This window comes from Rhizobium sp. GR12, from assembly GCF_036596185.1.
Classification (GTDB): Bacteria; Pseudomonadota; Alphaproteobacteria; order Rhizobiales; family Rhizobiaceae; genus Agrobacterium; species Agrobacterium nepotum.
Genome location: NZ_JASXTH010000009.1, coordinates 248,066 through 274,253, shown reverse-complemented (window position 1 = coordinate 274,253; position 26,188 = coordinate 248,066). Strand labels below are relative to the sequence as shown.

The window sequence follows — 26,188 nt, the reverse complement described above, 5'->3', positions numbered from 1 at the left end:
AGCGTCATCGCCAGAGGTACGATCATCCACACCAGCAAAAGCAGCACCGAAGGCGCAAGCATTACCCGCGCCAACCCGCTCGTGTTTCGTGTTGCCATTGGTAGTCCCCTCCCTGACCAATACCCGCGACGTCTCCGCCGGGGCATCCGAATTTAACTTGAGGATTGTCTCAGTGGCGACCTTCGCCTGTCGCCGCATGGTAGGTGGCAAGCACCTGATCCACCGCCGCGACCAGAACCTCCTCCATACTCTTGCCTGCAACCATGGCGAGCGGAAACTCGCCGAGGTATTGGCGCAGCAGGGTTTCGGGTATTGTCTTCCCATCAAGCGCCTTCTGCAAGGTGGTAACGGCCGCGAGCGCCTCGGGCCTTGTCCAGTAATAGCGAATGCGATCGCTGTAGCTGTAGTGACGCTGCAATCTGAGCGTGATGTCATCACCATGGTAATGACCCTGCCAGTCGCCGGGCGCGCCGAGCATCAGCTGTTCCATGGTCCGCGCCAGTGGCCGGTCGCCATAGTCGCCGACCATCTCGGATGCGATCATATCGAGAGCGTAAAGTGCTTCGCGGTAAGCGAAGGTCAGCCCCGGACCGACCTTCAGGATCGGATATCCATCGCGCACCAGGGCTGTCAGCGCTGGTCTCGTTTGATAATCCGTCGAGTGTGCCTCGAAGACCAGTTGCGGTTCGCCGTCCAGCACTTGGCTGAGGCTCCGAGCGGCCTGCGGGTCATAAGCGACGACATTGTCGCTGCCGAATTCCACGCCGGGCTGTACGACAAAGGCGATGACCCGTTCGAACGCATCGGAAAGACCGTGCTGCGCGAATATTTCACGATGAAGATCGATGGTCTTGCGCGCCGCCTGCGGCTCCGTGGGCGCAACCGTGTCGAGCACGTGATCGGCGCCGCCAGGCACCGGTACTTCGGTGCCGAGAATGTAAAGCGGTTTTGACAGACCCGCCTCAGTGGCGGCTTTTTCGGCGACAGCCGCGAGTTTCGCGGCGCGATTGGCAATCGTCACATCATCCAGTGCGGCCGGCTCACCGGCGCAGCCCATCGACGCATCCAGATGAATCTTGCAAAAACCAGCTGTTACATAGGCGTCGACCATGGTGGCTGCTTTTGTCAGCGCGTCCTCTGCTTTCTCCCTGCGCCAGGGATTGGGGCCAAGATGATCGCCGCCGAAAATCATGAGTTCGCCGGGCAGTCCTTCTTCCTGCGCAATACTGTTGACGAAGGCAACGAAGTCGCGCGGCGTCATGCCGGTATAACCGCCGAGATGATTGACCTGATTGCAGGTGGCCTCGATCAGCACGGCTGTTTGACTGGCAGCTGCGCGGCGGATTGCGGCGCGCAGAACAACGGGGTGGGCAGAGCAGACCGAAGTGATGCCTGCGGGCTTGCCGGCACGGCGCGCGGCGGCGAGGTTTTCCAATATGCCGGTCATCTGGCTTCTCCGGAAGTTTGTGCAGCCATGAAGGCGTCGAGTTCGGAAAGGCTGGCGGTGCCCTCCATCGGGCCGCGCCTGATAACGTTGTGCGCACCTGATGCATTGGCATAAGCCAGCGCCTGTTCGGGATGCATGCCGAGGCGGCGGCAGGTGAGGTAGGTTGCGCCGAAACAGTCGCCCGCACCGGTCGGGTCGATTTCGGAGACCGTCAGTCCGGGAGCGTCAATGCGGCCATGGGTGCGGCTGAAGTGGCTTGCCCCGCCTGCGCCGCGCTTCAGCACGATTTCGCCGATACCGGAGGCGAGGAGCATTTCTATCGCTGCGTCCTCGTCATCCAGACCGGAGGCGGCTTGAAGTTCTTCGCCGGAAGGCAGCAGAAGGTCAGTGACATCAAGGAGATTATCGATCAGCTTGCGGCCCTCGTCACCCTGCACCAGTTCCTTGCGGATGTTCGGATCGAAAGACACCGACCCACCGCGCAACTTGACGCTTTTGATCGCCTCCAGAATGATCTCGCCGATACCGGCAATCGCAAACGCCGATCCCATCACATGCACATGGCCTGCCTGTTCGATGAGAGCCTGCGCTTTATCAGTCATGTGCGTTTCGCGCGCTGCGGAATGGGCGATGTTAAAAACGAAGTCCCGCGCGCCGTTCTCCCTGTAGCGGACGAAAGCGCTGCCGGTCGGCCGGTCAGCTATGGTGGCGATCGCCGATATGTCCACGCCGTCACGGCGCAGCCGCTCGATGTTGAGGCGGCCGAAATCGTCATCACCCACTGCAGCGATAATGCCGGCGCTGCCGCCGCAACGCGCTACCTGATCGATGAAGATGGCGGGAGCGCCGCTCGGAAAGGGGCCGATCAGCGTTTGCGGCTCGAGAAAGCCATCCCCCACTGTCGTCGCCATGATTTCCACGAGGATTTCACCCGCCGTAATGGTCGGGCCTTTCGTATGCGGCGCCAGTGCGGATACCTGCCTCATCGTCTCCTCCATATGCATCGGCTCCCATCTTTCCGGTTGGCGCAAATCCCCGGCATCCCGGCTCTGTTATTTCCCGGATATCAGTTAAAATTTACGCGCGTCAAGATATTTATTGACGAAAATTTTGTTGCGATGCAGCAAGTAAAGTGGATTATGAATTTATTTTTTATTACATTATCGGCTTTAAAACAGCGGGTTATAGCGATATATCCAAGCTTGCTCACGTCACCATATATATTGGGATGTTGACAAGTGGCGCGATTTTGCGAGATAAAAATTTACGCATGTATTGTTGTGCGTGGACATCCGTAAAGGAGGAGCGGGTCTCATGAGCAAATTCATTGGAATTCTGTCGGCGTCTGTGGTCGGAGCGGGCCTTTTGGCCGGACTTGCGCAGGCGGAAGAAATCAACATCGCCACTGTCAACAATGGCGACATGATCATCATGCAGAAGCTTTCCAGCGCCTGGGAGAAGGAAACAGGAAACAAGATCAACTGGATCGTGCTGGAAGAGAATGTTCTGCGCGAACGCGTCACCACCGATATCGCCACCAATGGCAGCCAGTTCGACATCATGACCATCGGCGGTTATGAAGCACCGATCTGGGGCAAGCAGGGCTGGCTGGCGCCGGTCGATGATCTCGGCGACGATTACGATTACGCCGATCTGCTCGATCCGATCAAGAAAGGCCTGACGGTGGGCGGCAAGCTCTATGCCGTGCCGTTTTATACCGAAAGCTCGTTCACTCTCTACCGCAAGGACCTGTTCGACGCGGCCGGCCTGAAGATGCCTGATAATCCGAGCTACGACCAGATCAAGGACTTTGCGGCCAAGCTGACCGACAAGTCGAAACAGCAATATGGCATTTGCCTGCGCGGCAAGCCGGGCTGGGGCGAGAATATGGCTTTCCTCGGAACCATGATCAACACCTATGGTGGGCGCTGGTTCGACATGGAGTGGAAGCCGCAGCTGACGAGCGAGCCGTGGAAAAAGGCGATCTCGGACTATGTGGCGCTGATGACATCTTACGGCCCCCCCGGTGCAGCCACCAACGGCTTCAACGAGAACCAGACACTGTTCGCATCCGGCCATTGCGCCATGTGGATCGACGCCACCTCGGCTGCGGGACGCATTTACGATCCCAAGCAGAGCCAGGTAGCCGACAAGACCGCTTTCACGCGTGCTCCGGTAGAGGCAACGCCGAACGGGTCGAGCTGGTCGTGGTCATGGAACCTTGCAATTCCGAACACCACGAAGAAGCTCGAAACCGCCAAGTCATTTGTCAAATGGGCGACCTCGAAGAACTATGTTAAGACGGTCGGTGAAAGCGAAGGCTGGGTCGCCGTGCCGCCGGGCACGCGCAAATCCACCTATGATCTACCGGAATACAAGAAGGCTGCGCCCTTTGCGGATACGGTGCTGAAAGCCATCATGTCCGCCGATCCGTCGAAGCCGACAAAGGATCCGGTTCCCTATGCCGGCGTCCAGTTCGTCGCCATACCGGAATTTCAGTCCATCGGTACGATTGTCGGCCAGCAGATTGCGGCAGCACTCTCCGGCCAGCAGACCGTCGATACGGCGCTCGAAGGCGCACAGAAACAGGTTGAGCGTGACATGACCCGCGCGGGCTACATCAAGTAGCCGCGTCCTCCCGGCGTGCCGCCCGTTCGCCTTCCGGCGACGGGCGGTATGGGCGGGGTTTGGGCCGCAGCGCCTGCTTCCTCATTCCTGTGACAAGCACAGGAATGAGGGGATGGTAAAAATTGCATCTAACAACAAACGAGCATGGCCGAGTTGCCCGCCATGCATCACGGAGATCGACATGAGATTGAAGAACAAGGTCGCGCTGATTACCGGCGCCGCCCGCGGCATCGGCCTTGGTTTTGCACAGGCTTTCGTCGCTGAGGGTGCAAAGGTCATCATCGCCGATATCGATATTGCCCGGGCGACCGCTTCGGCAGCCGCCATCGGCCCTTCTACCAAGGCCATCCGGCTGGACGTGACTGACCTTGGTCAGATCGATGCCACGGTGAAGGCGGTGGATGAGGAATTCGGCGGCATTGATATTCTCGTCAACAATGCCGCGATCTTCGATATGGCGCCGATCAACGGCATTACCGAAGAGAGTTATGAGCGGGTTTTTGACATCAATCTCAAGGGGCCGCTTTTCATGATGAAGGCCGTCTCCAATGTCATGATCGCGCGCGCACGCGGCGGCAAGATCATCAACATGGCGAGCCAGGCCGGTCGGCGCGGCGAGGCGCTCGTCACGCTTTATTGCGCTTCCAAAGCGGCGATTATTTCCGCCACGCAATCGGCGGCGCTGGCGCTGGTCAAACACGGCATCAACGTCAATGCGATTGCACCTGGTGTCGTGGATGGCGAGCATTGGGAAGTGGTCGATGCGCATTTCGCCAAATGGGAAGGATTGAAGCCGGGTGAGAAGAAGGCGGCGGTGGCCAAATCCGTACCGATCGGTCGTTTCGCCACGCCGGATGACATCAAGGGCCTTGCCGTTTTCCTCGCCTCTTCCGACAGCGACTATATTCTCGCCCAGACATATAATGTCGATGGCGGCAACTGGATGAGCTGAAAAGCTGGAGATGACCATGCATGCCATTCAATTCGTGGAGAAGGGACATGCCGTGCTTACGGACGTGCCCGTCGCCGATCTGCCGCCGGGGCATGCCCTTGTCCGGGTCAAGGCTTCGGGGCTGTGCCATACCGATATCGACGTGCTGCACGCGCGTTACGGTGACGGTGCGTTTCCCGTCATCCCGGGCCATGAATATGCCGGCGAGGTTGCGGCCGTGGCCAGCGATGTCACGGGCACCAAGATCGGCGACCGGGTTGTCGTCGATCCCAATCTGCCCTGCGGAATTTGCCCCAGCTGCAGCAAGGGGCTAACCAACCTCTGCAGCACGCTGAAGGCCTATGGCGTTTCCCATAATGGCGGCTTTGCGGAATTCAGCTTGGTGCGCGCCGACCAACTGCACGGCATCGGTTCCATGCCCTACGATGTTGCGGCGCTGGCCGAACCGCTCGCCTGCGTCGTCAACGGTATGCAGAGCGCGGGCATTGGCGAGAGTGGGGCGGTGCCGGGTAACGCGCTCGTTTTCGGTGCCGGCCCCATCGGCCTGCTGCTCGCCCTGTCGCTGAAATCACGCGGCATCGCGACGGTGACGATTGCGGACATCAACGAAAGCAGGCTGGCCTTTGCTGAAAGTCTCGGGCTTCAGACAGCGGTTTCCGGGTCTGAGGCGCTGCTGCGGCAACAGAAGTCGTTCGATTTCGTAGCGGATGCGACCGGCATCGCAGCTGTTGCGGAAGCAATGGTCCCGCTGGTCGCGGATGGCGGCACGGCGCTGTTTTTTGGCGTCTGCGCGCCGGATGCCCGTATCTCGGTTGCGCCTTTCGAAATCTTCCGGCGGCAGCTGAAGCTTGTCGGCTCACATTCGCTGAACCGTAATATACCGCAGGCGCTTGCCATTCTGGAAACGGATGGCGATGTCATGGCGCGGCTGGTGTCGCACCGGCTGCCGCTTTCGGATATGCTGCCGTTCTTTACGAAGAAGCCGTCCGATCCCGCCACGATGAAAGTGCAATTTGCAGCCGAATGATCGTTTGGCCGTTGATAACCGCATTCGACCGGCTTTTCGTGCGAAGGCCGGTCGATATAGAGTACCACATGTAATATTTCATGGGGGCAAGCACTTTGGCCAAATCTATCAGGACGATGGAAGAGTTTTCGGAATTCGTCGGCCTTTCCCGCCCGACCGTTTCGAAATACTTCAATGATCCGGCCTCGGTCCGCAAGAAGACGCGGGATGCCATCGAGGATGCGCTGAAGAAATCGGGCTTCAGGCCCAATATTTTCGCCGTCAACCTCAACCGCCGCCGCTCCAATATCATAGGCATCATCATTCCCAACTCGACCGACCCGTTCTACATGGCGCTGACAAGCCGTATCGAACTGATCGCCAACGAGGCGGGGTTCCTCGCCTTCGTGCTGTCGTCTGATGGAAAGGCGGAAATCGAAGACCGTGCCATCCGCACCTTCAAGTCTATGAATGTCGCAGGCGCGATCATCGCCCCGCTCGGCGTCAAATCCCACCGCGCAACGCTTGAGCAGCTCGCGGCCAGCATTCCGATCGTTTATGTCGACTCGCCACTCGACGAGACCTCGGCATTTGTCGGTACCGACAACCGCCAGAGTGTCGGGCTCATGGTTGACTACCTGTGCCGTTCGGGCGAGCCGCCCTGTTTCTTCGACATGCCGCAGGTCAATACCAACGCTGCAACACGCCGCACTGCCTACGTGGAGGCTATGCAGCGCCTCGGTTTCGAACCGCATGTCATCGATGTTCCTGGCATCGTCACCTGGGATTTCGAGCGTTTCGCCTTTGATGAAGCGGTCCGGCTGCTGGACGGGGAGGGCCTTCTGCCATCGCGCACCATTCTGTGCGCCAACGATCGTATCGCGTTCGGCGTCATTGCCGCCGCCTTTCAGAAAGGCATCAAGGTTGGCCATGGCGCGGATTACGACCTCAGGGTCGCTGGCCATGACGATCATCCACTGTCGCGTTATGCCTGCCCGCCGATTACCACCGTGGCGCAGAACTATAACGAGATCGGCAGGCTATCGATTGAACTTTTGCTGCAGAAGCTGAACGAGGAGGCGGATGGCACCGCCCGGATGCGCGAGCGCATTCTTCTTAGCGCCGATCTGATGTTACGCAAATCGGCCTAGTGAATTTTAGAAAATCTAAACAAAAAATCTATTTTTCTAAATAGAACTAATATTTGAACGCTCCTACTCTATTCCCAAGGTTGCTTTGGGAGGCGACCGCGAGAGCCGGCGCAAAGGCGTGCCGGGATCCGGGAGGAACGCAGAAACGTCATGTTGCCGGTGCCGCGAGGGTATTTAGCCTTTGCAGCGGTGACGTCGCATGGCCTTCGCCGGGCAGACTGGAATCTCTCGCCAGGATTATTCCCAGCGAAGGATGTCAAAACATGAATCTCTATTCTCTTCTGTCAGCGCGTGCAGCCGGTGGTAAACCTGTGCGGGTCGGCCTCATCGGTGCGGGCAAATTCGGCTCCATGGTGCTGGCACAGGCGCAGCGCATCGCCGGCTTCCATATGGTCGCCGTCGCAGATCTCAATGTTGGCAAGGCAAAGGAATCGCTGCATCGAGTCGGCTGGCCGAAGGAGCGTTATGACGCGGCGAGCTGCGCAGAAGCGTTGAAGAGCGGCAAGACCTATGTGACTGATGATGTGAACGAGCTTTTCGCTTGCGGCGAGATCGAATGCGTCATCGAGGCGACCGGCCACCCGCTTGCCGGCGCGCGTCATGCCCTTGGCGCCATCGAACACAACAAGCATGTCGTCATGGTCAATGTGGAAGCCGACGTTATGGTCGGGCCGATCCTTGCGGAAAAGGCGAAGGCCAAGGGCCTGATCTATTCTATGGCCTACGGTGATCAACCGGCTCTGATCTGCGAATTGGTCGACTGGGCGCGCGCGACCGGCTTTGAGGTTGTTTCTGCCGGCAAGGGCATGAATTTCGAGCCTCGCTATCGCTATTCGACACCGGATACAGTCTGGAGCTACTTCGGCTGGACCGATGAGGAAGTGGCCAAGGGCGATTTCAATCCGAAAATGTACAATTCCTTTACCGACGGAACCAAGGCGGCCATCGAAATGGCTGCGGTGGCCAACGGAACCGGTCTCGATTGCCCGGATGACGGTCTGGCGTTTCCGCCTGCCGGTCTACATGATCTTGCCCGGGTGTTTCGACCTGCTGCCGATGGCGGCCGCATGTCGCGCTCCGGTCTGGTGGATATTGCAGCGAGCCAGGAACCGGATGGGCGCGAGGTGTTCAACAACATCCGTTACGGCGTCTTCGTCACCTTCAAAGCGCATAATGAATATGCCCGCGCCTGCTTCAAGCAATATGGCCTGCTGACCGACCCTTCCGGCTGGTATGCCTCCATGTGGCGTCCGTTCCACATCATTGGCCTGGAAACATCGATCAGCGTGCTTTCGGCCGTCCTGCGCAACGAGGCCACGGGTTGCTCAAAGGAGTTTCGCGGCGATGCGGTTGCGACCGCGAAGAAGGATATGCAGCCCGGCGAAATGCTGGATGGTGAGGGCGGTTACGCGGTCTGGGCGAACGCCATTCCGGCAACCCGCAGTCTCGACATGAAGGCGCTGCCGATCGGCCTTGCCCATAATGTCAAGCTGAAGCGCGCCATCAAGAAGGATCAGATCGTCAGCTTCGACGATGTCGAGCTGGTGAGTGACCTTGACGTGGTGAAACTTCGTCAGGACATGGAAAATCGCTTCCGTCCGGAAAAGGACGCTGCTGCGTGATGGACGGAGAACGGGACATGTCAAATGGAGCTTTCGTGGTCATCGCGGAATTCCGGGTAAAGCCGGACTCGATGGATGCCTTTCTCGACGCCGCGCGCGATGACGCGACACATTCGGTTCAGGATGAACCGGGTTGCCGCCAATTCGACGTCGTGCGTCCTGAAGCCGGAAACAATGTCGTGTTCTATGAGGTCTACGATAGCCAACAGGCATTCGACGACCACCTGCAAACACCGCATCTCGACCGCTTTCGCGAAGCGTTTCCCGCACTCATCGAAGAAGAGTTGCCGGTACGTTTCCTGAACCGGCAATACCTTTGAAGGTGACAAACATGCAGGACATCCGCGACATCGCCGTCATTGGTACCGGCATCATGGGTGCACCCATGGCGACGCGTCTGGCAGAAGCCGGTTTCCCGGTCAAAGCGTGGAACCGCAGCAGTGAGAAAGCCGCTGTCCTGGCCGAAAAAGGCGTGACGCAGGCGGCAACGGCGGCTAATGCGGCGGCGCATGCGGATGTTGTGCTCTGCATGTTGAGTTCCGCTCCGGTTTGCGCCGAGGTCCTGCTCGGGGCTTCTGGGGTCGTTTCACGTATGAAGCCCGGCGCGGTGCTGCTGGTGATGAGTTCCATTCCCGTCGATAGCGCGGTGGAACAGGCGGAGGCGGCGAAGGCCTGCGGCATCAGATATGTCGATGCGCCCGTTTCCGGCGGTGAAAATGGGGCAATCGAAGGAACGCTGGCAATCATGGCCGGAGGAGAGCAGGCGGACGTGGAGGCGCTACGGCCACTCTTCGATTGTCTTGGCTGCGTCACCCATGTCGGTCCGGTGGGTTGCGGCTCGCTGGCCAAGCTTGCCAACCAGCTGATCGTTGCGTCCACAATATGCGCGGTCGCGGAAGCACTTACTCTTGTTGAAGAGGGCGGAGCCGATCCCGCGCAGGTTCGCCACGCACTGCTTGGAGGGTTTGCCGATTCCACCGTTTTCCGCCAACACGGCAAACGCATGGTGGAGGGTGATTTCCGCCCTGGCGGGCCGGCGAAATATCAGGTGAAGGATACATCCACGGCGCTGGCTTTTGCCAGAAGCCGGGGCCTTAAACTACCGGTCGGCGAGGAGGTTGACCGGCTGTTCCGCTCCATGGTCGAGCATGGTGCGGGCGAGCTTGACCACAGCGGCGTGATTCTTGAAATCAAACGCATGAATGCGTTCGGAGGAACGCTGGAAACTGTTTAGAGACAACAAAGGGAGGAACACATGAAAATTTCAAAACTTTACGGGCTGGCTCTGGCCGCCACCATGCTTGTCACATCCATTGCGAAGGCCGAAACACTGACACTTTCGACACCGGATCCGGACAATTCTGAAATCACGCTGGCTGCAAACAAGTTCGCGGAACTGGTCTCCGCAAAGACGAACGGTGAACTCACCGTCAAAGTTTTTCCGAACGGTTCGCTTTATGGCGGTGATCCATCCGGCGCGGTCAAGCAGCTTGCGGGTGGGTCGCTCGACATGCTGCTTTTGGCAACATCGCTCTACGCGAATTTCGATCCGCGTTTTTCGGCAATCTCCATTCCCTATCTTTTTGACGATGAAGAACAGCTTCGTACTTACCTAGGAGGTGAGCAGGGCAAGGAACTGATCGCCGGACTGGAGAAAATCGGCATCAAGGCCGTCGATCTCTGGCCGCGTCCGTTCCGTCAAATGACCAACTCCAAACGCCCGGTCACTTCCCCGGACGATCTACGTGGGCTGAAATTCCGGGTCCCGAACAACCCGCTCTGGGTGGAGTTCTTCAAGAAGATGGGCGCGGCACCGACCCCGCTGGCCTTTGCTGAAGTTTACAACGCCCTGCAGTTGAAAGTCGTCGACGGTCAGGAAAACCCCGTCAGCGTACCCCTGTCCGCAAAGTTCTACGAGGTCCAGAAATACGTCTCCATCACCAACCACATGGGGGATGGCTGGGTTCTGGGTATCAGCCCCGCCAAGTTCAACGCCCTGAGCGATGCGCACAAGGCGGCCGTCGAGGAGGCGGCGAAGGAGGCGGAAGTCTGGAAGGTGCAAAACGACGCCTCCAGCGCGGAGGCCACGATTGCCGAGCTGCAAAAACATGGCATGGAGGTCAATCGCCTCACGCCTGAGCAGCAGAAGGCGTTCGTGGAAGTCTCGAAGGGCCTCTATCCCGTCTTTGCCGGGCTGGTGAAAGATCAGGCTTTCTTTGACAAGACCATTGCCGCCGTTGGCAAGAAATAAGGCAATCAGGTCTTCCGGGCCGGCGCGCAGCCGGTCCGGTCGGGAGGACAGGTTTATGGACGAAACGTCATCAATTTTCGGCAGGGTCATCAGATTGGCGACCGATGTGCTGGCCGGTCTGGCCGCGATCGGGGTTCTGGCCATCGTGCTGTTGCAGGTATCGACCCGTATGTGGGGCACCCCGGTCTCGTGGACCGAGGAAGCCACACGGTATCTTTTCATATGGATGGTGTTTCTGGGTGTGGCGGGCAGCTTCCGCACCGCCGACATGGCGCGGGTAACGGTGTTCATCGCGCTGATGCCGGCCTTTGTCCGCCGTCTCGCGCTGCCCATCTATGTTCTGTCGTCGGTCGTCTTTTTCGGCCTGATGATCTGGACGGGCTGGACGCTGGTGCGCCAGCAATATGTGATGAATGAAGCCGCCGCCACGCTTGCCACGCCGATGTGGATGATCGGTGTCATCATTCCGCTCAGTGCAGCTCTCTGCATTGCTGCCATCGTGGAATCCCTGCGTCAACATCGCGACCGCATCGAGCTGCCGCAAGGCTCGCAGCCTCTGGCCGAAGCCGATCTGGTCGTTGGAAATATGGAGAAACGGCCATGAGCCTGACGCTGCTTGGACTTTTCCTGCTGATGAGCGCCTTCGGCGTTCCGCTTGCCGTGGCACTCGGACTGGCCAGCGTCGCCTCCATCGCGCTTTACACCTCGATGCCGATGGACCTTCTGGCGCAGACCATGTTTTCCGGCATGAACTCCTTTCTTCTCGTCGCCGTGCCGCTTTTCATTCTCGTCGGTGTTCTGATGGAACGGGGCAAAGTCGCCGAACGGCTGTTTGATTTTGCCGAGGCGATTGTCGGCTGGCTGCCCGGCGGTCTCGGCCACGTCAATGTTGCATCGTCGGTGATTTTTGGCGGTGTCTCCGGTTCGTCGGTCGCCGATATCGCCTCGATCGGCGCGATCGAAATCAAGGCCATGGAGCGTCACGGTTTTCCGAAGGGATACGCCGTTGGGCTGACGCTCTGCACCTCCACGCTTTCCTCGATCATCCCGCCGTCGATCCTCATCGTCATCGCCGGCTCGGTTGCAAACGCCTCCATCGGAACCCTGCTGGTGGCAGGGCTGGTGCCGGGATTGTTCCTCGCATTCGTGTTCATGGTGTATAATCACATCTATGCGGTGCGAAACGGGTTCAATCCGCCGACGCCGTTCAATGTCCGGCGTGTGGTGACGACCGGCCTTGCGGCCATCCTGCCGATGCTGACGCCGGTGATCCTGCTGATCGGAATTGTCGACGGCTATTTCACGCCGACGGAAGCGGCCGGCATTGCCGTTGTCTACACGCTGTTTCTCTCGGCCATCCTTTACCGGACGATCCCATTTTCGGCGCTGCTTGGCATCTTCATGGACACGGCGCGGACATCCGGCTCGATCCTGTTCATCGCCGCGACGGCGAAACTGGCGGCCTGGGTCTTCACCTTTGATGGCTTGCCGGCGCAGGTTGCGGTCTTCCTTGGCCATATCAGCACCGGCCCGACCATGGCGATGGTTCTGATCTTCCTGTTCCTGATCGTCGTCGGCATGTTCATGGATGCGATTGCGGCCATGTTCATCCTGATCCCGGTGCTCATGCCGCCAGCCGTCCTGCTTGGGGTCGATCCGATCCACTTCCTGATCGTCATGGTCATCACCCTGACGCTTGGGCTTGTCACGCCTCCGGTCGGTGTATGCCTGTTTGCGGTGGCGCAGGTGGCGAAAATGCCCATCGAGGATGTGATCAAGGGCTCGCTTGCGCCGATGTCCATCCTTGTCGCGGCAATCTTGGCGCTGGTGCTGTTCCCGGCTCTGACGCTTGGGCCCATCAGGCTGATGGGTCTCTACTGACGCAAAAACGCACGGCCGGAAACTTCAGACAACGCGACGGGTTTGCCACTCGTCGCGTTGTTTTCGCATCCACTCCAGAAACAGCGTCACTTTTCTCTGCCGCAGGTGGGAATGCGGGCAAACGATCCATTGCGTGACAAGCTTGATGCGGGGCGCATCGGCGACGGCCGGGATCAGCATTCCGCGTTGCAGTTCCCGCTCCATCATCAATGTGCTTTCCAGCGCCACGCCGATGCCGAGAACGGCGGCGTCGATGGCCATGTGGCTGCGATCGAACAGGACGCGACGCCAGCGCTTTTCAGCCGTCACGCCGGAGAGCGGGAACCAGTGGTTCCATTGCGCCTGCGCCTTGACCGAGTGGATCAGTCGCTGGTTCTGCAAATCTTCGGGCAGGAAGGTGCCGGCACCGAGCATGTCCGGCGAGCAGACCGGCAGGAATTCCTCCTCCACCAGCCCTTCCACGAACAGGCCCGGCCAGCGGCCATCACCGTGGCGTAGCTCTATGTCGACGAGCTCCTGCGAAAAGTCGGTGGGTTCGTTGGTACCATCGAGACGCACTTCCAGTTCGGGATGCTCCTCCAGAAAGGAGCCGAGCCGTGGCAGGAGCCATTTGTTGGAAACGGTCGGCGTTGCCCGTATCGTCAGCGTCGTCACCGAGCGGAAGCCGCGTATACTGTCGGTTGCGTCGGTAATCTGCTCGATCTGGGCGGTGATCATCGAGAAGTACCGCTCGCCTGCCTCGGTCAGAGTCACCTTGCGACCGGTTCGCGCCAGCAGGGTCGTGCCGAGTTGGCCCTCCAGCAACTGGATCTGCTGGGAAACGGCCGAAGGCGTGACGCTTAGTTCTTCCGCCGCCCGCGAAATGCTGCCCGCCCTTGCTGCGGCGTGAAAAACGAGGATCGATTTTATCGGTATCTGCATAAGGCTGGTCTTCGCTCAACGAATTACGGCAGTCACCTGTTGATTAACACAGGTGACTGCCGTGACGAAACGCTTGAGAGCGAAGGGCTTTTATCGGTGGCTCGGCAGTTTTGGCAAAAGCACGGTCAACAGGCCAAGCAGCGGCAGGTAGGAGCAGATGCGGTAGACGAACTCGATGCCTTCCTTATCCGCATAGACGCCGAGAACAGCCGCCCCGATGCCGCCGAAACCGAAGGCGAAACCGAAGAACATGCCGGCGATGAGGCCGACGCGTCCGGGTACCAGTTCCTGCGCGAACACGACGATGGCCGAGAAGGCGGAGGAGAAGACGAAGCCGATGACGACGACGAGAACGGTCGTCCAGAACAGGTTCGCATAGGGCAGCATCAGCGCGAAGGGGATGACGCCGAGGATCGAGAACCAGATGACGACGCGTGAGCCGAAACGGTCGCCGATCGGGCCGCCGAAGAAAACGCCGGCCGCCGAAGCGCCGAGGAAGAGGAACAGCAGAACCTGCGCATCCTGCACGCCCAGCCCGAACTTCTCGATGGTGTAGAAGGTGAAGTAGCTGGAGAGGCTGGCGAGATAAGCATTCTTGGTGGCGGTCAGAACCACCAGCACGGCGAGCGTCATCGCCACAGCGCCGCGTGCGAGCGGCAGGGTACGGCTGGCGGGAGCCTTGCCGACGGTTGCGCGCCGGTGACGCGTGTACCAGACGCCGACCCAGGACAGCACGATAAAACCAACAAGGGCGATCAGAGAAAACCAGCTGAGGCTCGACTGGCCGAGCGGGATGACGATGAAGGCAGCCAGCAGCGGGCCGATGGCCGTGCCGGTATTGCCGCCGACCTGAAAGAACGACTGCGCAAGGCCGTGGCGTCCGCCCGATGCCAGGCGCGCGACGCGGGAGGCTTCCGGATGGAAGATGGCCGAGCCGATGCCGATGAGGCAGGCGCCCGCGACCAGAACGGCAAAGCTATGAGCGAAAGCGAGCGTGATGAGGCCGGCGCAGGTGGAAAGCATGGCGACGGGCAGGGAGAACGGCATGGGCCACCGGTCGGTCACCAGACCGATGACCGGCTGCAGCAGCGACGCTGTCACCTGAAAGGCAAAGGTGAGCAGCCCGATCTGCATGAAGTCGAGCGCATAATTGGCCTTCAGCAGCGGATAAAGCGACGTCAGCAGCGATTGCATGATGTCGTTGAGCATGTGGCAGAAACTGGCGGCTGCGATGATTGAAAACGCCGTGCGTTGCGGGTTGAACCCGGCGCTGGTGACGGTGGCCATGATGTATCCTCTCCAGATTCCCGGCGGGAGACGGGAAATGTGTCTTTATTTCTTCCCGCTTTTATTCATATTGTTTCTGGCCTGCTTTCGTGTTCTGGACGAGTTTCTTTGTGAATGGGCCAAATGGCAAAAATCAAATCGCTAAAGCCTGCCCGTCTGGCGGATGACGACCATGAGCGCAGCCTGAAATTGATCGACGGCACCAACGAACCGGTGCTGGCGCTTCACCGTGCCTACCCAACGGGACACCGCACGCCGATCCACAGCCATGGCCGGGTGCAGATATGGTGCGCCCGCCAGGGCGTCGTGCTGGTCAGCACCGCTGCCGGGCGTTGGATGATACCGCCCGGTCACGGACTTATCATTCCCGCCGGGCTGAAACACGAGTCCGAGATCATCTCTACGGTGGAGATGCACTCGATCTACGTTCACCCCGATCTGTTTCACGCCGGGGCTCCGAGGGTGGTGGAAATAACCGATCTCGCCTCCAGCTTGATTTCAGAATTGCTCGGCGAGGAGATTCAGCCCGTTGCCTTTCACCGGCAGGGTCTGGTGCGGGCGCTTTTGCTGGATGAGGTCAACCGCCTGCCGGAGCGGCCGCTCGGTTTGCCCTTTCCAAATAACCAGCGTCTGGCCGCTCTCTGCCGCGATTTTCTGAAAAAGCCGGTTGCGCGGGTGGAGATAGACGACTGGGCGGCGGCCATGGGCATCAGCCGGCGTTCGTTCACACGGCTGTTCCGCAAGGAACTGGGGCTAAGCTTCGTCACCTGGCGCCAGCAGGCCTGCATTTTCGCGTCGCTGCCGAGGCTTGCGGCGGGGGAGGCAGTGACCAACGTGGCGCTCGATGCCGGCTATGAAAACATTCCGGCTTTCACCACCATGTTCCGGCGGATGCTCGGCAACTCGCCCCGCGCCTATCGCAAGGCGGCAGGCCAGCGCGGTGCCGGTTTCGCCGACTTTGGAGAAATCGACAACTAGGCCGCCGTTGTGCGCATGTCGCGGCGGAAATCGGAAGGCGACATGCCTGCGATCTGGCGGAATGCCTTGTTGAAGGCGCTGACGGAGCCGAAGCCGCTTTCCATGGCAATTTGCAGAATATTGTCTTTGCCGTTCATCAGCATCGCCTGCGCGCGGGAAAGCCTGAGCAGGGTGAGATATTTGATCAACGTCATGCCGGTGGATTTGCGGAACAGGTTCATCGCATATTTCGGATGAAGCGCGGCAGCCCGGGCAATCTCGGTCGCGTCGATGTCGTTGAGAAAATTGGCGGCGATGAAATCGCACATGCGCACCACCCCGATGGAAGGCGCAATGCTCTCGTCGTCTTTATCGCGTTTGCCGTTGATGGCGGAGGATATGACGGAATAAGGTTCGAGGAACATCCGCTCGACCCTGAGCAGCAATTCCTCCACCGCGTGCTGCGCCTTGGCGGGATCGCCCGAGGTAACGTAACGGAACCAGCGGCCGAAGTTTTCCTCGTCGGCCCGGTCGGTCTCAGCGCTCACCATCGTTGCGCCGCCCATCAGCAGGCTGGAAACCGCAGCCGGCAGCCGCATGCGGAAAAAATGGACGAGCGGCAGATGTGCGCCAGTATAGAAGGAATCGTCGGAAGAGCGGTCCATCTGGTGCGGCTGCCCGCCCCAGAAAATGCACATCTGGCCGGCATGGAGCGAAAGGTCGTGGTCGCCCATGCGGTAGTGCACGGACCCGGACATGACGTAGTTCACCTCCACCTGGGCGTGCCAGTGCGGACGCAGCATGATGGGCGGGTGGTTGTGAAAAAGCTGCAGCGTCGTCGGCATGCCTTCGATGCTGCTGGCGCCCGGCTGGTAGAAGGCTCTTTCGGCAATCTTACTTTCCGCCAAATCGATGTTCCCTTTGTACGAGACAGATTTCCTGCCGCCGATAATGTGCCCATGTTCGCTAAAGAACGGCAATTGGAAAAGGGAGGTTTTCAATGTGCTTTAAATTTCTTGGCGCGTCGACGGCTTTGGTGCTCTTTGCAGCACCGGCAATGGCGCAACCCGAGACCGTTACCATCTGGAGCTGGAATGTCGCCGCCTCGGCGCTGAAATCCACGGTCGAAGGCTTCAACAAGCAAAATCCGGATATCAAGATCGTCGTTGAAGACCTTGGAAACGATCAGGTTTTTGACAAGGCGCTGGCGGCCTGCGCAGCCGGTGGCGATGGTCTTCCGGATATTGTAACCGTCGAGAATTTTGAGGCGGAGCTGTTCTGGAGCCGTTTTCCCGATTGCTTTGCCGATTTGACCGCACTTGGTTATACGCCTGAAAAACAGGCGCTTTTTCCGGACTTCAAGCGCACCGAACTGGAAATTGACGGTGTGGCCTATGCTGTTCCATGGGATTCCGGTCCGGTTGCGGTTTTTTATCGTCGTGACTTCTACGAAAAGGCTGCTGTCGATCCGGCCGCCATCAAGAGCTGGGATGATTTCATCGCGGCGGGCAAGAAGGTCATGGCCGCGAACCCCGGCACGGTGATGGCGCAGGCCGATTTTAACGGCGACAGCGAATGGTTCCGCATGATCGCCAACGAGCAGGGATGCGGTTACTTTTCGACCGATGGCCAGAATATCACCATCAACAAACCTGCCTGTGTCGCCACGCTTGAGAAGATCAAGCAGATGAAGGACGCAGGCATCATCACGGCCGCGATCTGGGATGAGAAGATCCAGTCCAATACGGCCGGTAAGGCGGCGAGCCAGATGTTTGGCGCTTGGTATGAAGGCACGGTTCGCTCCGGCTCTCCTGATCTTTCGGGCAAGTGGGGCGTCTATATGATGCCGAGTCTTACGCCCAACGGCCCACATGCGGCCAATCTCGGCGGCTCTTCGCTGGCCATCAGTTCGGCGTCGAAGCACAAGGAAGCTGCGTGGAAATACATCGATTATGCGCTCACCACCAATGAGGGGCAGGTGACAATGCTGAAATCCTTCGGCCTCGTTCCCTCGCTTCTCTCCGCCGTCGATGATCCTTTCGTCAAGGAAAAGCAGCCCTATTGGGGCGGGCAGGCGGTCTGGACCGATATTCTGGCAACCCTGCCGAAAATCGTGCCGAGCCGGGGCACCGCGTTCCAGTCGGATGCGGATGCAATCTACAAAGCGACGCAGACCAAATATTTCGCGGGCGGTTATCCCGATGCGAAAGCAGCACTCGATGATGCGGCAAAGCAGATCGAAACGGCCACGGGTCTTCCGGTAGCCGAGTAGCCCGTCTGCTGTTGAGGGAACGAGCGGTGCCGTGTGTTTCTTCTCCCCGCCGGGGAGAAGGTTGCTGCGGCGGGATGAAGGGGCGACGCCAGCGATAGGCCGACAGCTTGCCCTCTCATCCGGCCCTTTGGGCCACCTTCTCCCCGATGGGGAGAAAAAACACGCGGCACCGCCTTGCAATGGCCTTGCCCCTGAAACGGGGCGGGCCTCTTCCAAGCTTTTCCGGTCAACCATCCGGCATCTGGAGGTCGTCATGCCGTCAAGGAACAGGATCGCTTACGCGTTCCTTGCGCCCTATCTTCTGATTTTCGCGACGTTCTGGGTCTGGCCGATCATCAGTTCGTTCATGCTGTCGTTCCAGAACACCCGTATCAATCCATGGCGATTCGCGCCGTCCATGAACTGGGGACGGCTCGTCTCCGATCCGGCTTTTTATAACGCGCTCTACAATACGCTGATCATTCTCGTCATTCAGGTGCCTGTCATGATCGCGCTTGCCACCGTTATGGCGGTGCTCCTGAATTCACCGCTCTTAAAGGTGCGCCCGCTTTACCGTTTCGCCTTCTTCGCGCCTGTTGTCGTTGGGGAGGTCGCCTATGCTGCGGTCTTCCGGCTGATGTTCAGCGCCGATTTCGGCATCATCAACAAGCTCATCACGTCCGTCGGTCTTTCACCGATCTCGTGGTTCGACAATGCCAATGCTGCCATGGCGCTGGTCATCATCGCCGTCACCTGGCGCTGGGCGGGTTATAACGCCATCATCATTCTTGCCGGCCTGCAATCCATCCCCGGCGATGTCTACGAGGCGGCGACGCTGGACAAGGTGAACAAGCGGCAGCAATTCTTCCACATCACCCTGCCGCTCTTAAAACCCATCATCCTCTTCTGCGTGGTCCTGTCGGTCATCGGCACCATGCAGCTTTTCGCTGAACCTTTCCTCATCACCAACAGGGGTGGACCCGGCGGCGGCACGGAGACGCTGGGGCTGTTCCTTTACCGGCAGGGCTTCACCTCGCTCAATTTCGGTTACGCCTCGGCCATTGCCTACACCATGGCGGCGCTCGCCATCGCCATTTCGCTTCTTAATCTCTGGGTCGGGAGGGAGCCGAAATGAGATCGAAATCCAGATCGCTTTTCTGGCAGAAGATTACGCTGCATGCGGCGCTGACGCCGCTTGCCATCATCTGGCTGTTTCCGCTGTGGATGATGTTCGTGTTTTCGACCATGCCCGATTTCGGCATTTTCAGCCCTGATATCGTACTCGTGCCGTCCACCAACTTCATCGAGAATTTCAGCAACCTTCAGGCGGATACCAACTTCCTCAGGGCCATGTTCATCTCGATTACCGTTGCGGTCATCTATACGGTTCTCTCGGTGTTCCTGACCTCCATGGCGGGCTGGGCGCTGGCGCGTTATCGTTTCGCAGGACGCTCAGTGGTGATCGCCATCATTCTCGGCACCATCACCCTGCCTTTCGCGGTCGTCGTCATTCCGCAATTCATCATGGTGGCGCGTGAATTCAAGCTCGCCAATAGCTGGGTCGCGCTCATCGTGCCGCCGCTGTTCAATTCGCTCGGTGTGCTGTTCATGCGGCAGTCCTTTTCGATGATGCCGACGGAGCTTTTCGATGCGGCAAGGGTGGAAGGCGTCAAGGAATGGCAGATATTCCTGCGCATCGCTTTGCCATTGGCGCGGCCCACCATGGCGGCGCTGTCGATCATTCTCTTCCTCGCTTCGTGGAATAATTATCTCTGGCCGCTGCTGATCAACTCTCGCCCGGAAATGATGACCGCACCCGTGGCGCTTGGCACCCTTATCGGGCTCACCAAAGTGTCATGGGGCGGCATCATGGCCGGTGCGGTCTTGCTCACGGCGCCCATCCTCGTGGTTTTCGTCGCTTTGCAGCGTCACTTCATCGCCGGCATTTCCGCCGGGGCAGTCAAGTAAGGGAGGCCGCATGGCGGAACTTTCGCTCAAAAATGTCGTCAAGCGCTATGGTGCGCTGAAAGTTATCCATGGTGCGGATCTCGATATTGCCGATGGCGAGTTCGTCGTCTTCGTCGGCCCATCCGGCTGCGGAAAATCCACGCTGCTGCGCATGATAGCCGGGCTGGAGGATATATCGGGCGGCGATATCAGCATCGGCGGCAGAACGGTCAACGATGCCGATCCGGCCGATCGCGGCATCGCCATGGTGTTTCAATCCTATGCGCTTTATCCGCATATGACGGTTGCCGAAAACCTGTCCTTTGGCTTGAGGATGAATGGCAACCCAAAGGCCGATACGGAAAAGCGCGTCAGCCGGGCCGCCGAAATCCTGCAGATCAACGAGTTGATGGAACGCAGGCCGAAGCAGCTTTCCGGTGGCCAGCGGCAGCGTGTCGCCATTGGCCGCGCCATCGTGCGTGAACCGCAGGTGTTCCTGTTCGACGAACCTCTGTCGAACCTCGATGCGGAGCTACGGGTGCAGATGCGGGTGGAAATATCGCGGCTGCACAAGCAGCTCGGCACCACGATGATCTATGTCACCCACGACCAGACCGAAGCGATGACACTTGCCGACAAGATTGTGGTTCTGCGGGCGGGCAAGATCGAACAGGTCGGTGCGCCGCTCGATCTTTATGATGACCCCGCCAACCGTTTCGTCGCCGGTTTCGTTGGTTCGCCCAAGATGAATTTTCTGGAGGCGACCATTATCGGTGCCGGCGCGGAGAGCGCGACGCTCTCGCTCGACAGCGATCCAGCAGTGCGGCTAACCCTGCCGCTCAAGGACCGGCTCAACGAGGGAGCCCGGGTCTCGCTCGGCATCCGGCCTGAACATTTCACGGATATGGGCAGGGGCGATGCCGATCTCACCGTCGACGTCGATGTCGCCGAACATCTTGGCAATACCAGCTATGTCTACGCCCGTACGCAAGGCGACGAGCAGCTCATTATCGAACGTCCGGAATCGCGCGACGTTGTCAATCGCGACCGGCTGACGGTCGGCCTTTCCGCCCGCAAGGCATTTCTTTTCGACAGCGAGGGCAACCGCCTGCGCTGAAACTTCCCAAGCACCCACATGCCAAACACTTACATGCCAAACACCTACATGAAAGACGAGGTTTTCATGACGACCGACCAACCGATCCGCTGGGGCATCATCGGCCCGGGCACCATCGCCAGGACCTTCGCGGACGGCATTGCCCATTCCCGCACCGGCAGGCTTGAGGCCATCGCCACCCGCAATCCGGACAAGCCGGGTCTTGCCGAAGCTTTTGCCGGCGCGCGCATTATCCATGGCTACGATGCGCTGCTTTCCGATCCCGATATCGATGCCGTCTATATCGCAACGCCCCATACCGGCCATGCGGAATGGGCGATCAAGGCGATCCGGGCGGGTAAAAACGTGCTGGTGGAAAAGCCCATCGCGCTTTCCGCCTACGATGCCGACGCCATTTTCCACGAGGCGAAAAAGGCCGGCGTCTTTGCGGGCGAGGCCTATATGTATCGTCTGCATCCCCAGACGGCGAAACTGGTGGAACTGATCAAAAGCCGCGCGGTGGGCGATATCCGTATCATCCGCTCCAGCTTCGGTTTCAACATGGGGTCTTTCCGGGCCGACCACCGGCTTTTCGCCAATGAGACGGCTGGCGGCGGCATTCTCGATGTCGGCGGGTATCCGGTTTCCATGGTGCGGCTGATTGCCGGCGCTGTGGATGGCAAGCCCTTTGCCGAGCCGGAAAAGGTTGTCGGTGCCGCCCATCTCGGCCAGTCGGGCGTCGATGAATGGGCTTCGGCCGTCCTGAAGTTTTCAAACGGCATCGTCGCCGAAGTGTCCTGCTCGATCATGGCGGGGCAGGACAATGTGCTGCGCATCATCGGCTCGGAAGGCCGTATCGAGGTCAAGGATTTCTGGTACGCCGCCGGCCACAAGGGCGGTACCGGCCGGATCGATATTTTCAGGGGCGACAAGACCGAAACAATCGAGATACCGGAGGATCGCTGGCTCTATTCCTTCGAGGTCGATGCGGCTGGCGAGGCGATCCGTCAGGGCAAGCGGGAATTCGACGCGCCCGGCATGGTCTGGGCCGACAGTCTCGGCAATCTGCGCGTCATGGATCAGTGGCGCGCTTCCGTCGGCCTCGGATACAGCGTCGAGAAAGCAACCGCGCGCATCGCCAATATTGCAGGCGGAAAGGTCGTGGCTGGCAATGCTGTTCCCAAGCGCCAGATACCGGGCATTGCCAAACCGGCTTCCGTGGTCGCGCTCGGTTTCGAGTTCTTCCCCAATTTCGCTTCCGCATCCCTGACGCTCGATGCCTTTTACGAGGCGGGCGGCAATCTGTTCGATACGGCTTACGTCTATGGAGGGGGCAAGACCGAGGCGATTTTTGGCGACTGGCATACCAGCCGTAACGTGCCGCGCGAAGAGATCGTTCTGATCGGCAAGGGCGCGCATTCGCCGCTTTGCTATCCGGACATGATCGCCAAGCAGCTCGACCAGTCGCTGGAGCGGTTGAAGACGGATTATGTCGATGCCTATTTCATGCATCGCGATAATCCCGACGTGCCGGTCGGCGAATTTGTCGATGCGATGGATGCCGAAGTCCGCCGCGGGCGCATTCGCGGCATTTTCGGCGGCTCGAACTGGACGCGCGAGCGCATGGACGAGGCTGCCGCCTATGCCGGGACAAAAGGCAAACAGGCCCCGGCGGCACTTTCCAACAATTTCTCACTTGCCGAAATGCTTGATCCCATCTGGGCGGGATGTGTTGCGGCGTCGGATGATGACTGGAAGGAGTGGCTCAAATCCCGCCAGATTCCGAACTTCGCCTGGTCGAGCCAAGGGCGTGGCTTCTTTACCGACCGTGCCGGACGGGACAAGCATGACGACGAGGAGATCGTCCGCGTCTGGTATTCCGATCGCAATTTCGACCGCCGCGACCGGGCGATCGAGCTTGCCCGGAAACTCGGCCGTCACCCGATCCATATCGCGCTTGCCTATGTCATCGCCCAACCCTTCCCGGTCATCCCGCTGATCGGGCCGCGCACGATAGCGGAGCTGGAGGACAGTCTTTCGGCGCTGGATATCAAGCTGACGGATGAGCAGCTGAAATGGCTTGAGGCTTGAGCAGCCACGGGACGGCGGGTTTCCCGCCGTTTCCGTTTTTCACCTCCGTCATGCCGGGCTTGATCCGGCATCCAGCCACGGCGCGTCCGCGCGGTGAAAAGAGTTTTTTGCGATCAGGGACTTGATCGCGCTAGACCCCGGATCTAGTCCGGAGTGGAGGAAAGTGGAGGTTGCGACCTGTAAAAAAGCACTGGGTCGGGGGGCTAATCCCGGCCTCCGGCCCAAATCCTGTTTTCCTGCTTCTTTCCTCACCCGGCCGCTGATAAAGCGAAGTTGTAATGAAACTTGCCTGCACCAAAAACAAAGCGGGTGAAACAATCTACCGGGGTTCTTATGGGCGATATCGATCGAAGCCGTGCGCAGCAATTGATGGTCGAGGCGGGCATGGATGCGCTGGCGCTCTTCCAGCCGGAAGCCTTCCGTTATGCTGTCGGCGCTCATGCCGGTGTTGCGACGATGTGGGGCAGGGCGGGTTCGGCCATCGCGTTGGTGCCGGCCGATGCCGGGGCGAGATTGGCCGCCGTCGTCAGCGACCATGCCGCACCTCTCGTCGCCATGGCCGCGCCGGATGTCGATCTGCGCCGCCATCGTATCTGGATCGATATGGTCGATCTTGGCGGCGCCTCAGGTGTTGCGCAGGTGGACGATGTCTATCGCCGCAGCAATTCCGGCGGTCCGAGGCCAGAGACATTCGATCGCACAGCCTGTTTCAGCCTGCTGGCCGACCTTCTGCGGGAACGAGGCATGTCTGCGGCGCGCATCGGCGCGGACCTCGAATTCATGCCCGCCGCCGATTTTCTAGCCCTGCGTCAGGCGCTACCCAATGTGAACTGGGTGGACGGTTCGACGGTACTGAAACGTCTACGCGCGGTGAAATCCGAACGCGAAATCGAGCTTCTAAGACGCGCAGCCGCCACCGCCGAGGCCGGGCTGGTGGAGATGGCGGCCACCGTGCGGGCGGGAGCGGCGCTTGGCCAGCTTTCAGCCGCCTGGAAATCGGGCGTGCAGACGCATGCCCTGAAATCGGGCTTTTTGCTGAGCGGTCACTGGGATTACATATCGGTCGGTCCGGCCCTGTCGGATATGGCGGCGGTCGTCACGCCGGGGGCGCTGATCAAGGCCGATGTCGGCACGTTGGTCGACGGTTATTCGTCGGATGGCGCGCGGACCTTTTCATGGGGGCCTGTCTCGCCGCTGGCGGCCGATATTTTCAAGGCGCTGGAAGCAGCCTTTGCCAGCGGGCTGGAAGCGCTTCGCCCCGGCAATACATTCGGCGCGGTGCACGCCGTCATGCTGGCCTCGATGCGCGGCCAAGGTTTCAGCGAATATTATCGCGGCCATTTCGGCCATTCTGTCGGCGGCGGTGTGGGTATCGAAGAGTGGCCGTTCTTTTCCAACGACAATCCGGAAATCATTCTGCCCGGCATGGTCGTGGCGCTCGAAGCGCCCTTCTATGGCGAAGGGCTGGGTGCGCTGATGATCGAGGACCAGTTCCTTGTGACCCCGACAGGGGCCGAGTGCATGAACAGCCTGCCACGCACCCTGCGGGATTTGTCCCGCGCCTGAGGCCCCTGAATTTCAGAGGAAAGGTGGGTTCAGAGGAAATCGTCGCGTCGCGGGGTGAAGCAGTCGATCAGTTCGCCTTCTTCCAGACACAGGCAACCGTGTTCGACATGGCCGGGCACAATCAGGCTGTCGCCTTTTTCGAGGTCATAGGCCTCGCCGTCGCGGTAAAAGCGGAAGCTGCCGCGCGCCACATAGGTGGATTGCACATGCGGATGGCTATGCAACTTGCCTTCCGCACCGGTTTTGAAGCGGAAGGAAACAACCATCAGCTCGGGCGCTTCGGAAAGCACGGTGCGTTCGACGCCATCGTCAGGCGAAACGGTGGGGAATGTCGGAAGTTGCTGCATGTTGTCTCCTCAGTCGTGCAATGTCGTTATGCGGATAGTTTTCAACGCGGTGCGCGCAGCATGGCGCGGTAACGCGTCTGGCTGCTTTTCAGGTGGTGACGCATGGCGCTTCGTGCCGCCTCTTCGTCACCGTCCTGTATCGCGATCAGGATCGCTTCATGCTCGCCGACAAGCCGGTTGAGGTCGGCGGGCGAAAGCACGGTTTCCTTGCCGTTTTCAGCGACCGCACGGCGCGGAATGAGGGTCGTGCCAAGTACCTGCAAAAACTCGCTGAAGCGCGGATTGTTGGTTGCCTCGGCAACGGCGAGGTGAAAGGCGAAGTCGGCTTCGGCTGTCGGAATGCCCTTGGCTGCGCTGGCGCGAAAAGCATCGAAGGCCTCGATGATCTTTTCCTCTTGCCCCGGCGAGCGGCGAATGGCCGCAAGACCGGCGGCATCGCCTTCCACGGCGGTGCGCAGTTCAAGCATTTCGATCAGCGAGGAGACGCGGGCAAGATCGATATTGTGAAAGGGACGTCGCTCGACAGGCGCGGGCTCCAGCACAAAGACCCCGGCACCCTGACGCGGTTCGACCAGACCATCGGACCTGAGTGAGGCGATGGCCTCACGCACCACGGTGCGGCTCACGCCGAATTCCTGCGTCATCTGCGCTTCGGAGGGCAGGCGTTCGCCCGTCTTGTAACGACCCTTGGCGATCTGGCTTCGCAGTTCTTCAGAAACCTTCACCACAAGTGTCCTGCCTTGCGGGGCTGCCGGTTCGGAGGTTGTCGCTCTTGTCATTTTCGTCG

Annotated in this window: 24 protein-coding genes and 1 pseudogene; 17 read left to right on the top strand and 8 right to left on the bottom strand. The window is 59.6% G+C overall.

Going from position 1 to position 26,188, the window contains the following annotated elements:
* From QSK43_RS17775 to QSK43_RS17765, 3 genes and pseudogenes are all read right to left on the bottom strand, one after another.
* Positions 1-98 (bottom strand): annotated as a pseudogene (locus QSK43_RS17775) (sugar ABC transporter permease); the annotation flags it as partial.
* Between the two features lie 71 nt (positions 99-169).
* The gene (locus QSK43_RS17770) at positions 170-1,447 is read right to left on the bottom strand and encodes a D-tagatose-bisphosphate aldolase, class II, non-catalytic subunit (RefSeq protein ID WP_332304559.1); all 1,278 of its coding nucleotides are present in this window, start codon (positions 1,445-1,447) and stop codon (positions 170-172) included.
* Positions 1,444-2,451 carry a tagatose kinase gene (locus QSK43_RS17765; RefSeq protein ID WP_332304569.1) on the bottom strand — a complete coding sequence of 336 codons (1,008 nt, stop codon included), beginning with the start codon at positions 2,449-2,451 and terminating at the stop codon, positions 1,444-1,446. Before QSK43_RS17765 ends, QSK43_RS17770 begins: the two co-directional genes overlap by 4 nt.
* A 310-nt stretch (positions 2,452-2,761) precedes the next feature.
* On the opposite strand from QSK43_RS17765, the gene QSK43_RS17760 reads away from it, so the two are divergent.
* From QSK43_RS17760 to QSK43_RS17715, 10 genes are all read left to right on the top strand, one after another.
* Positions 2,762-4,075, top strand: a complete 1,314-nt coding sequence (locus tag QSK43_RS17760; RefSeq protein ID WP_332304558.1) for an ABC transporter substrate-binding protein — start codon at positions 2,762-2,764, stop codon at positions 4,073-4,075.
* Positions 4,076-4,256: 181 nt separating this feature from the next.
* Positions 4,257-5,027, top strand: a complete 771-nt coding sequence (locus tag QSK43_RS17755; protein ID WP_332304557.1) for a galactitol 2-dehydrogenase — start codon at positions 4,257-4,259, stop codon at positions 5,025-5,027.
* Positions 5,028-5,043: 16 nt separating this feature from the next.
* On the top strand, positions 5,044-6,054 hold the full coding sequence (locus tag QSK43_RS17750) for a D-altritol 5-dehydrogenase (protein WP_332304556.1): 1,011 nt from the start codon (positions 5,044-5,046) through the stop codon (positions 6,052-6,054).
* A 116-nt stretch (positions 6,055-6,170) separates the two neighbouring features.
* Positions 6,171-7,184 carry a LacI family DNA-binding transcriptional regulator gene (locus tag QSK43_RS17745; RefSeq protein ID WP_332304568.1) on the top strand — a complete coding sequence of 338 codons (1,014 nt, stop codon included), beginning with the start codon at positions 6,171-6,173 and terminating at the stop codon, positions 7,182-7,184.
* A gap of 263 nt (positions 7,185-7,447) precedes the next feature.
* On the top strand, positions 7,448-8,806 hold the full coding sequence (locus tag QSK43_RS17740; protein WP_332304555.1) for an NAD(P)H-dependent oxidoreductase: 1,359 nt from the start codon (positions 7,448-7,450) through the stop codon (positions 8,804-8,806).
* A 17-nt stretch (positions 8,807-8,823) separates the two neighbouring features.
* Entirely contained in the window at positions 8,824-9,126 is a 303-nt protein-coding gene (locus tag QSK43_RS17735; protein WP_332304554.1) for a putative quinol monooxygenase, read from the top strand.
* The gene (locus QSK43_RS17730; RefSeq protein ID WP_332304567.1) at positions 9,117-10,040 is read left to right on the top strand and encodes an NAD(P)-dependent oxidoreductase; all 924 of its coding nucleotides are present in this window, start codon (positions 9,117-9,119) and stop codon (positions 10,038-10,040) included. The genes QSK43_RS17735 and QSK43_RS17730 overlap by 10 nt, the downstream gene beginning before the upstream one ends.
* Positions 10,041-10,061: 21 nt before the next feature.
* The gene (locus tag QSK43_RS17725) at positions 10,062-11,057 is read left to right on the top strand and encodes a DctP family TRAP transporter solute-binding subunit (protein ID WP_332304553.1); all 996 of its coding nucleotides are present in this window, start codon (positions 10,062-10,064) and stop codon (positions 11,055-11,057) included.
* A gap of 55 nt (positions 11,058-11,112) precedes the next feature.
* Complete coding sequence (locus tag QSK43_RS17720) at positions 11,113-11,661, top strand: TRAP transporter small permease (RefSeq protein ID WP_332304552.1); 549 nt, start codon at positions 11,113-11,115, stop codon at positions 11,659-11,661.
* Positions 11,658-12,938 carry a TRAP transporter large permease gene (locus QSK43_RS17715; RefSeq protein WP_332304551.1) on the top strand — a complete coding sequence of 427 codons (1,281 nt, stop codon included), beginning with the start codon at positions 11,658-11,660 and terminating at the stop codon, positions 12,936-12,938. Before QSK43_RS17720 ends, QSK43_RS17715 begins: the two co-directional genes overlap by 4 nt.
* A gap of 24 nt (positions 12,939-12,962) precedes the next feature.
* Here QSK43_RS17715 and QSK43_RS17710 read toward each other — a convergent pair whose 3' ends face one another.
* Both QSK43_RS17710 and QSK43_RS17705 read right to left on the bottom strand, forming a co-directional pair.
* Entirely contained in the window at positions 12,963-13,859 is an 897-nt protein-coding gene (locus QSK43_RS17710; protein WP_332304550.1) for a LysR substrate-binding domain-containing protein, read from the bottom strand.
* Between the two features lie 90 nt (positions 13,860-13,949).
* Positions 13,950-15,146 carry an MFS transporter gene (locus QSK43_RS17705; protein WP_332304549.1) on the bottom strand — a complete coding sequence of 399 codons (1,197 nt, stop codon included), beginning with the start codon at positions 15,144-15,146 and terminating at the stop codon, positions 13,950-13,952.
* Positions 15,147-15,269: 123 nt separating this feature from the next.
* Between QSK43_RS17705 and QSK43_RS17700 the strand changes: the two genes are divergently transcribed.
* Complete coding sequence (locus QSK43_RS17700; RefSeq protein WP_332304548.1) at positions 15,270-16,124, top strand: AraC family transcriptional regulator; 855 nt, start codon at positions 15,270-15,272, stop codon at positions 16,122-16,124.
* Here the strand turns inward: QSK43_RS17700 and QSK43_RS17695 are convergent.
* Complete coding sequence (locus tag QSK43_RS17695) at positions 16,121-17,017, bottom strand: helix-turn-helix domain-containing protein (RefSeq protein ID WP_332304566.1); 897 nt, start codon at positions 17,015-17,017, stop codon at positions 16,121-16,123. The genes QSK43_RS17700 and QSK43_RS17695 overlap by 4 nt on opposite strands.
* A gap of 86 nt (positions 17,018-17,103) precedes the next feature.
* On the opposite strand from QSK43_RS17695, the gene QSK43_RS17690 reads away from it, so the two are divergent.
* The 6 genes from QSK43_RS17690 (at position 17,104) to QSK43_RS17665 (ending at position 25,054) form a co-directional block, all read left to right on the top strand.
* Positions 17,104-18,375 (top strand): ABC transporter substrate-binding protein, encoded by a 1,272-nt coding sequence (locus QSK43_RS17690; protein ID WP_332304547.1) that lies wholly within the window; start codon positions 17,104-17,106, stop codon positions 18,373-18,375.
* Positions 18,376-18,628: 253 nt separating this feature from the next.
* Entirely contained in the window at positions 18,629-19,489 is an 861-nt protein-coding gene (locus QSK43_RS17685; RefSeq protein ID WP_045020538.1) for a carbohydrate ABC transporter permease, read from the top strand.
* Positions 19,486-20,322, top strand: coding sequence for a carbohydrate ABC transporter permease (locus tag QSK43_RS17680; RefSeq protein WP_332304546.1), 837 nt, complete (start codon positions 19,486-19,488; stop codon positions 20,320-20,322). The genes QSK43_RS17685 and QSK43_RS17680 overlap by 4 nt, the downstream gene beginning before the upstream one ends.
* A 10-nt stretch (positions 20,323-20,332) precedes the next feature.
* Complete coding sequence (locus tag QSK43_RS17675; RefSeq protein ID WP_332304545.1) at positions 20,333-21,418, top strand: ABC transporter ATP-binding protein; 1,086 nt, start codon at positions 20,333-20,335, stop codon at positions 21,416-21,418.
* Between the two features lie 66 nt (positions 21,419-21,484).
* A complete protein-coding gene (locus tag QSK43_RS17670) occupies positions 21,485-23,488 on the top strand; it encodes an aldo/keto reductase (RefSeq protein ID WP_332304544.1) in 2,004 nt (667 codons plus the stop codon).
* A 333-nt stretch (positions 23,489-23,821) separates the two neighbouring features.
* A complete protein-coding gene (locus QSK43_RS17665; RefSeq protein ID WP_332304543.1) occupies positions 23,822-25,054 on the top strand; it encodes a Xaa-Pro peptidase family protein in 1,233 nt (410 codons plus the stop codon).
* Positions 25,055-25,083: 29 nt separating this feature from the next.
* On the opposite strand, the gene QSK43_RS17660 is transcribed toward QSK43_RS17665, so the two are convergent.
* Positions 25,084-25,401, bottom strand: a complete 318-nt coding sequence (locus QSK43_RS17660; RefSeq protein ID WP_045020530.1) for a cupin domain-containing protein — start codon at positions 25,399-25,401, stop codon at positions 25,084-25,086.
* A 41-nt stretch (positions 25,402-25,442) separates the two neighbouring features.
* On the bottom strand, positions 25,443-26,180 hold the full coding sequence (locus tag QSK43_RS17655; RefSeq protein ID WP_332304542.1) for a FadR/GntR family transcriptional regulator: 738 nt from the start codon (positions 26,178-26,180) through the stop codon (positions 25,443-25,445).
* Between the last annotated feature and the right edge of the window lie 8 nt (positions 26,181-26,188).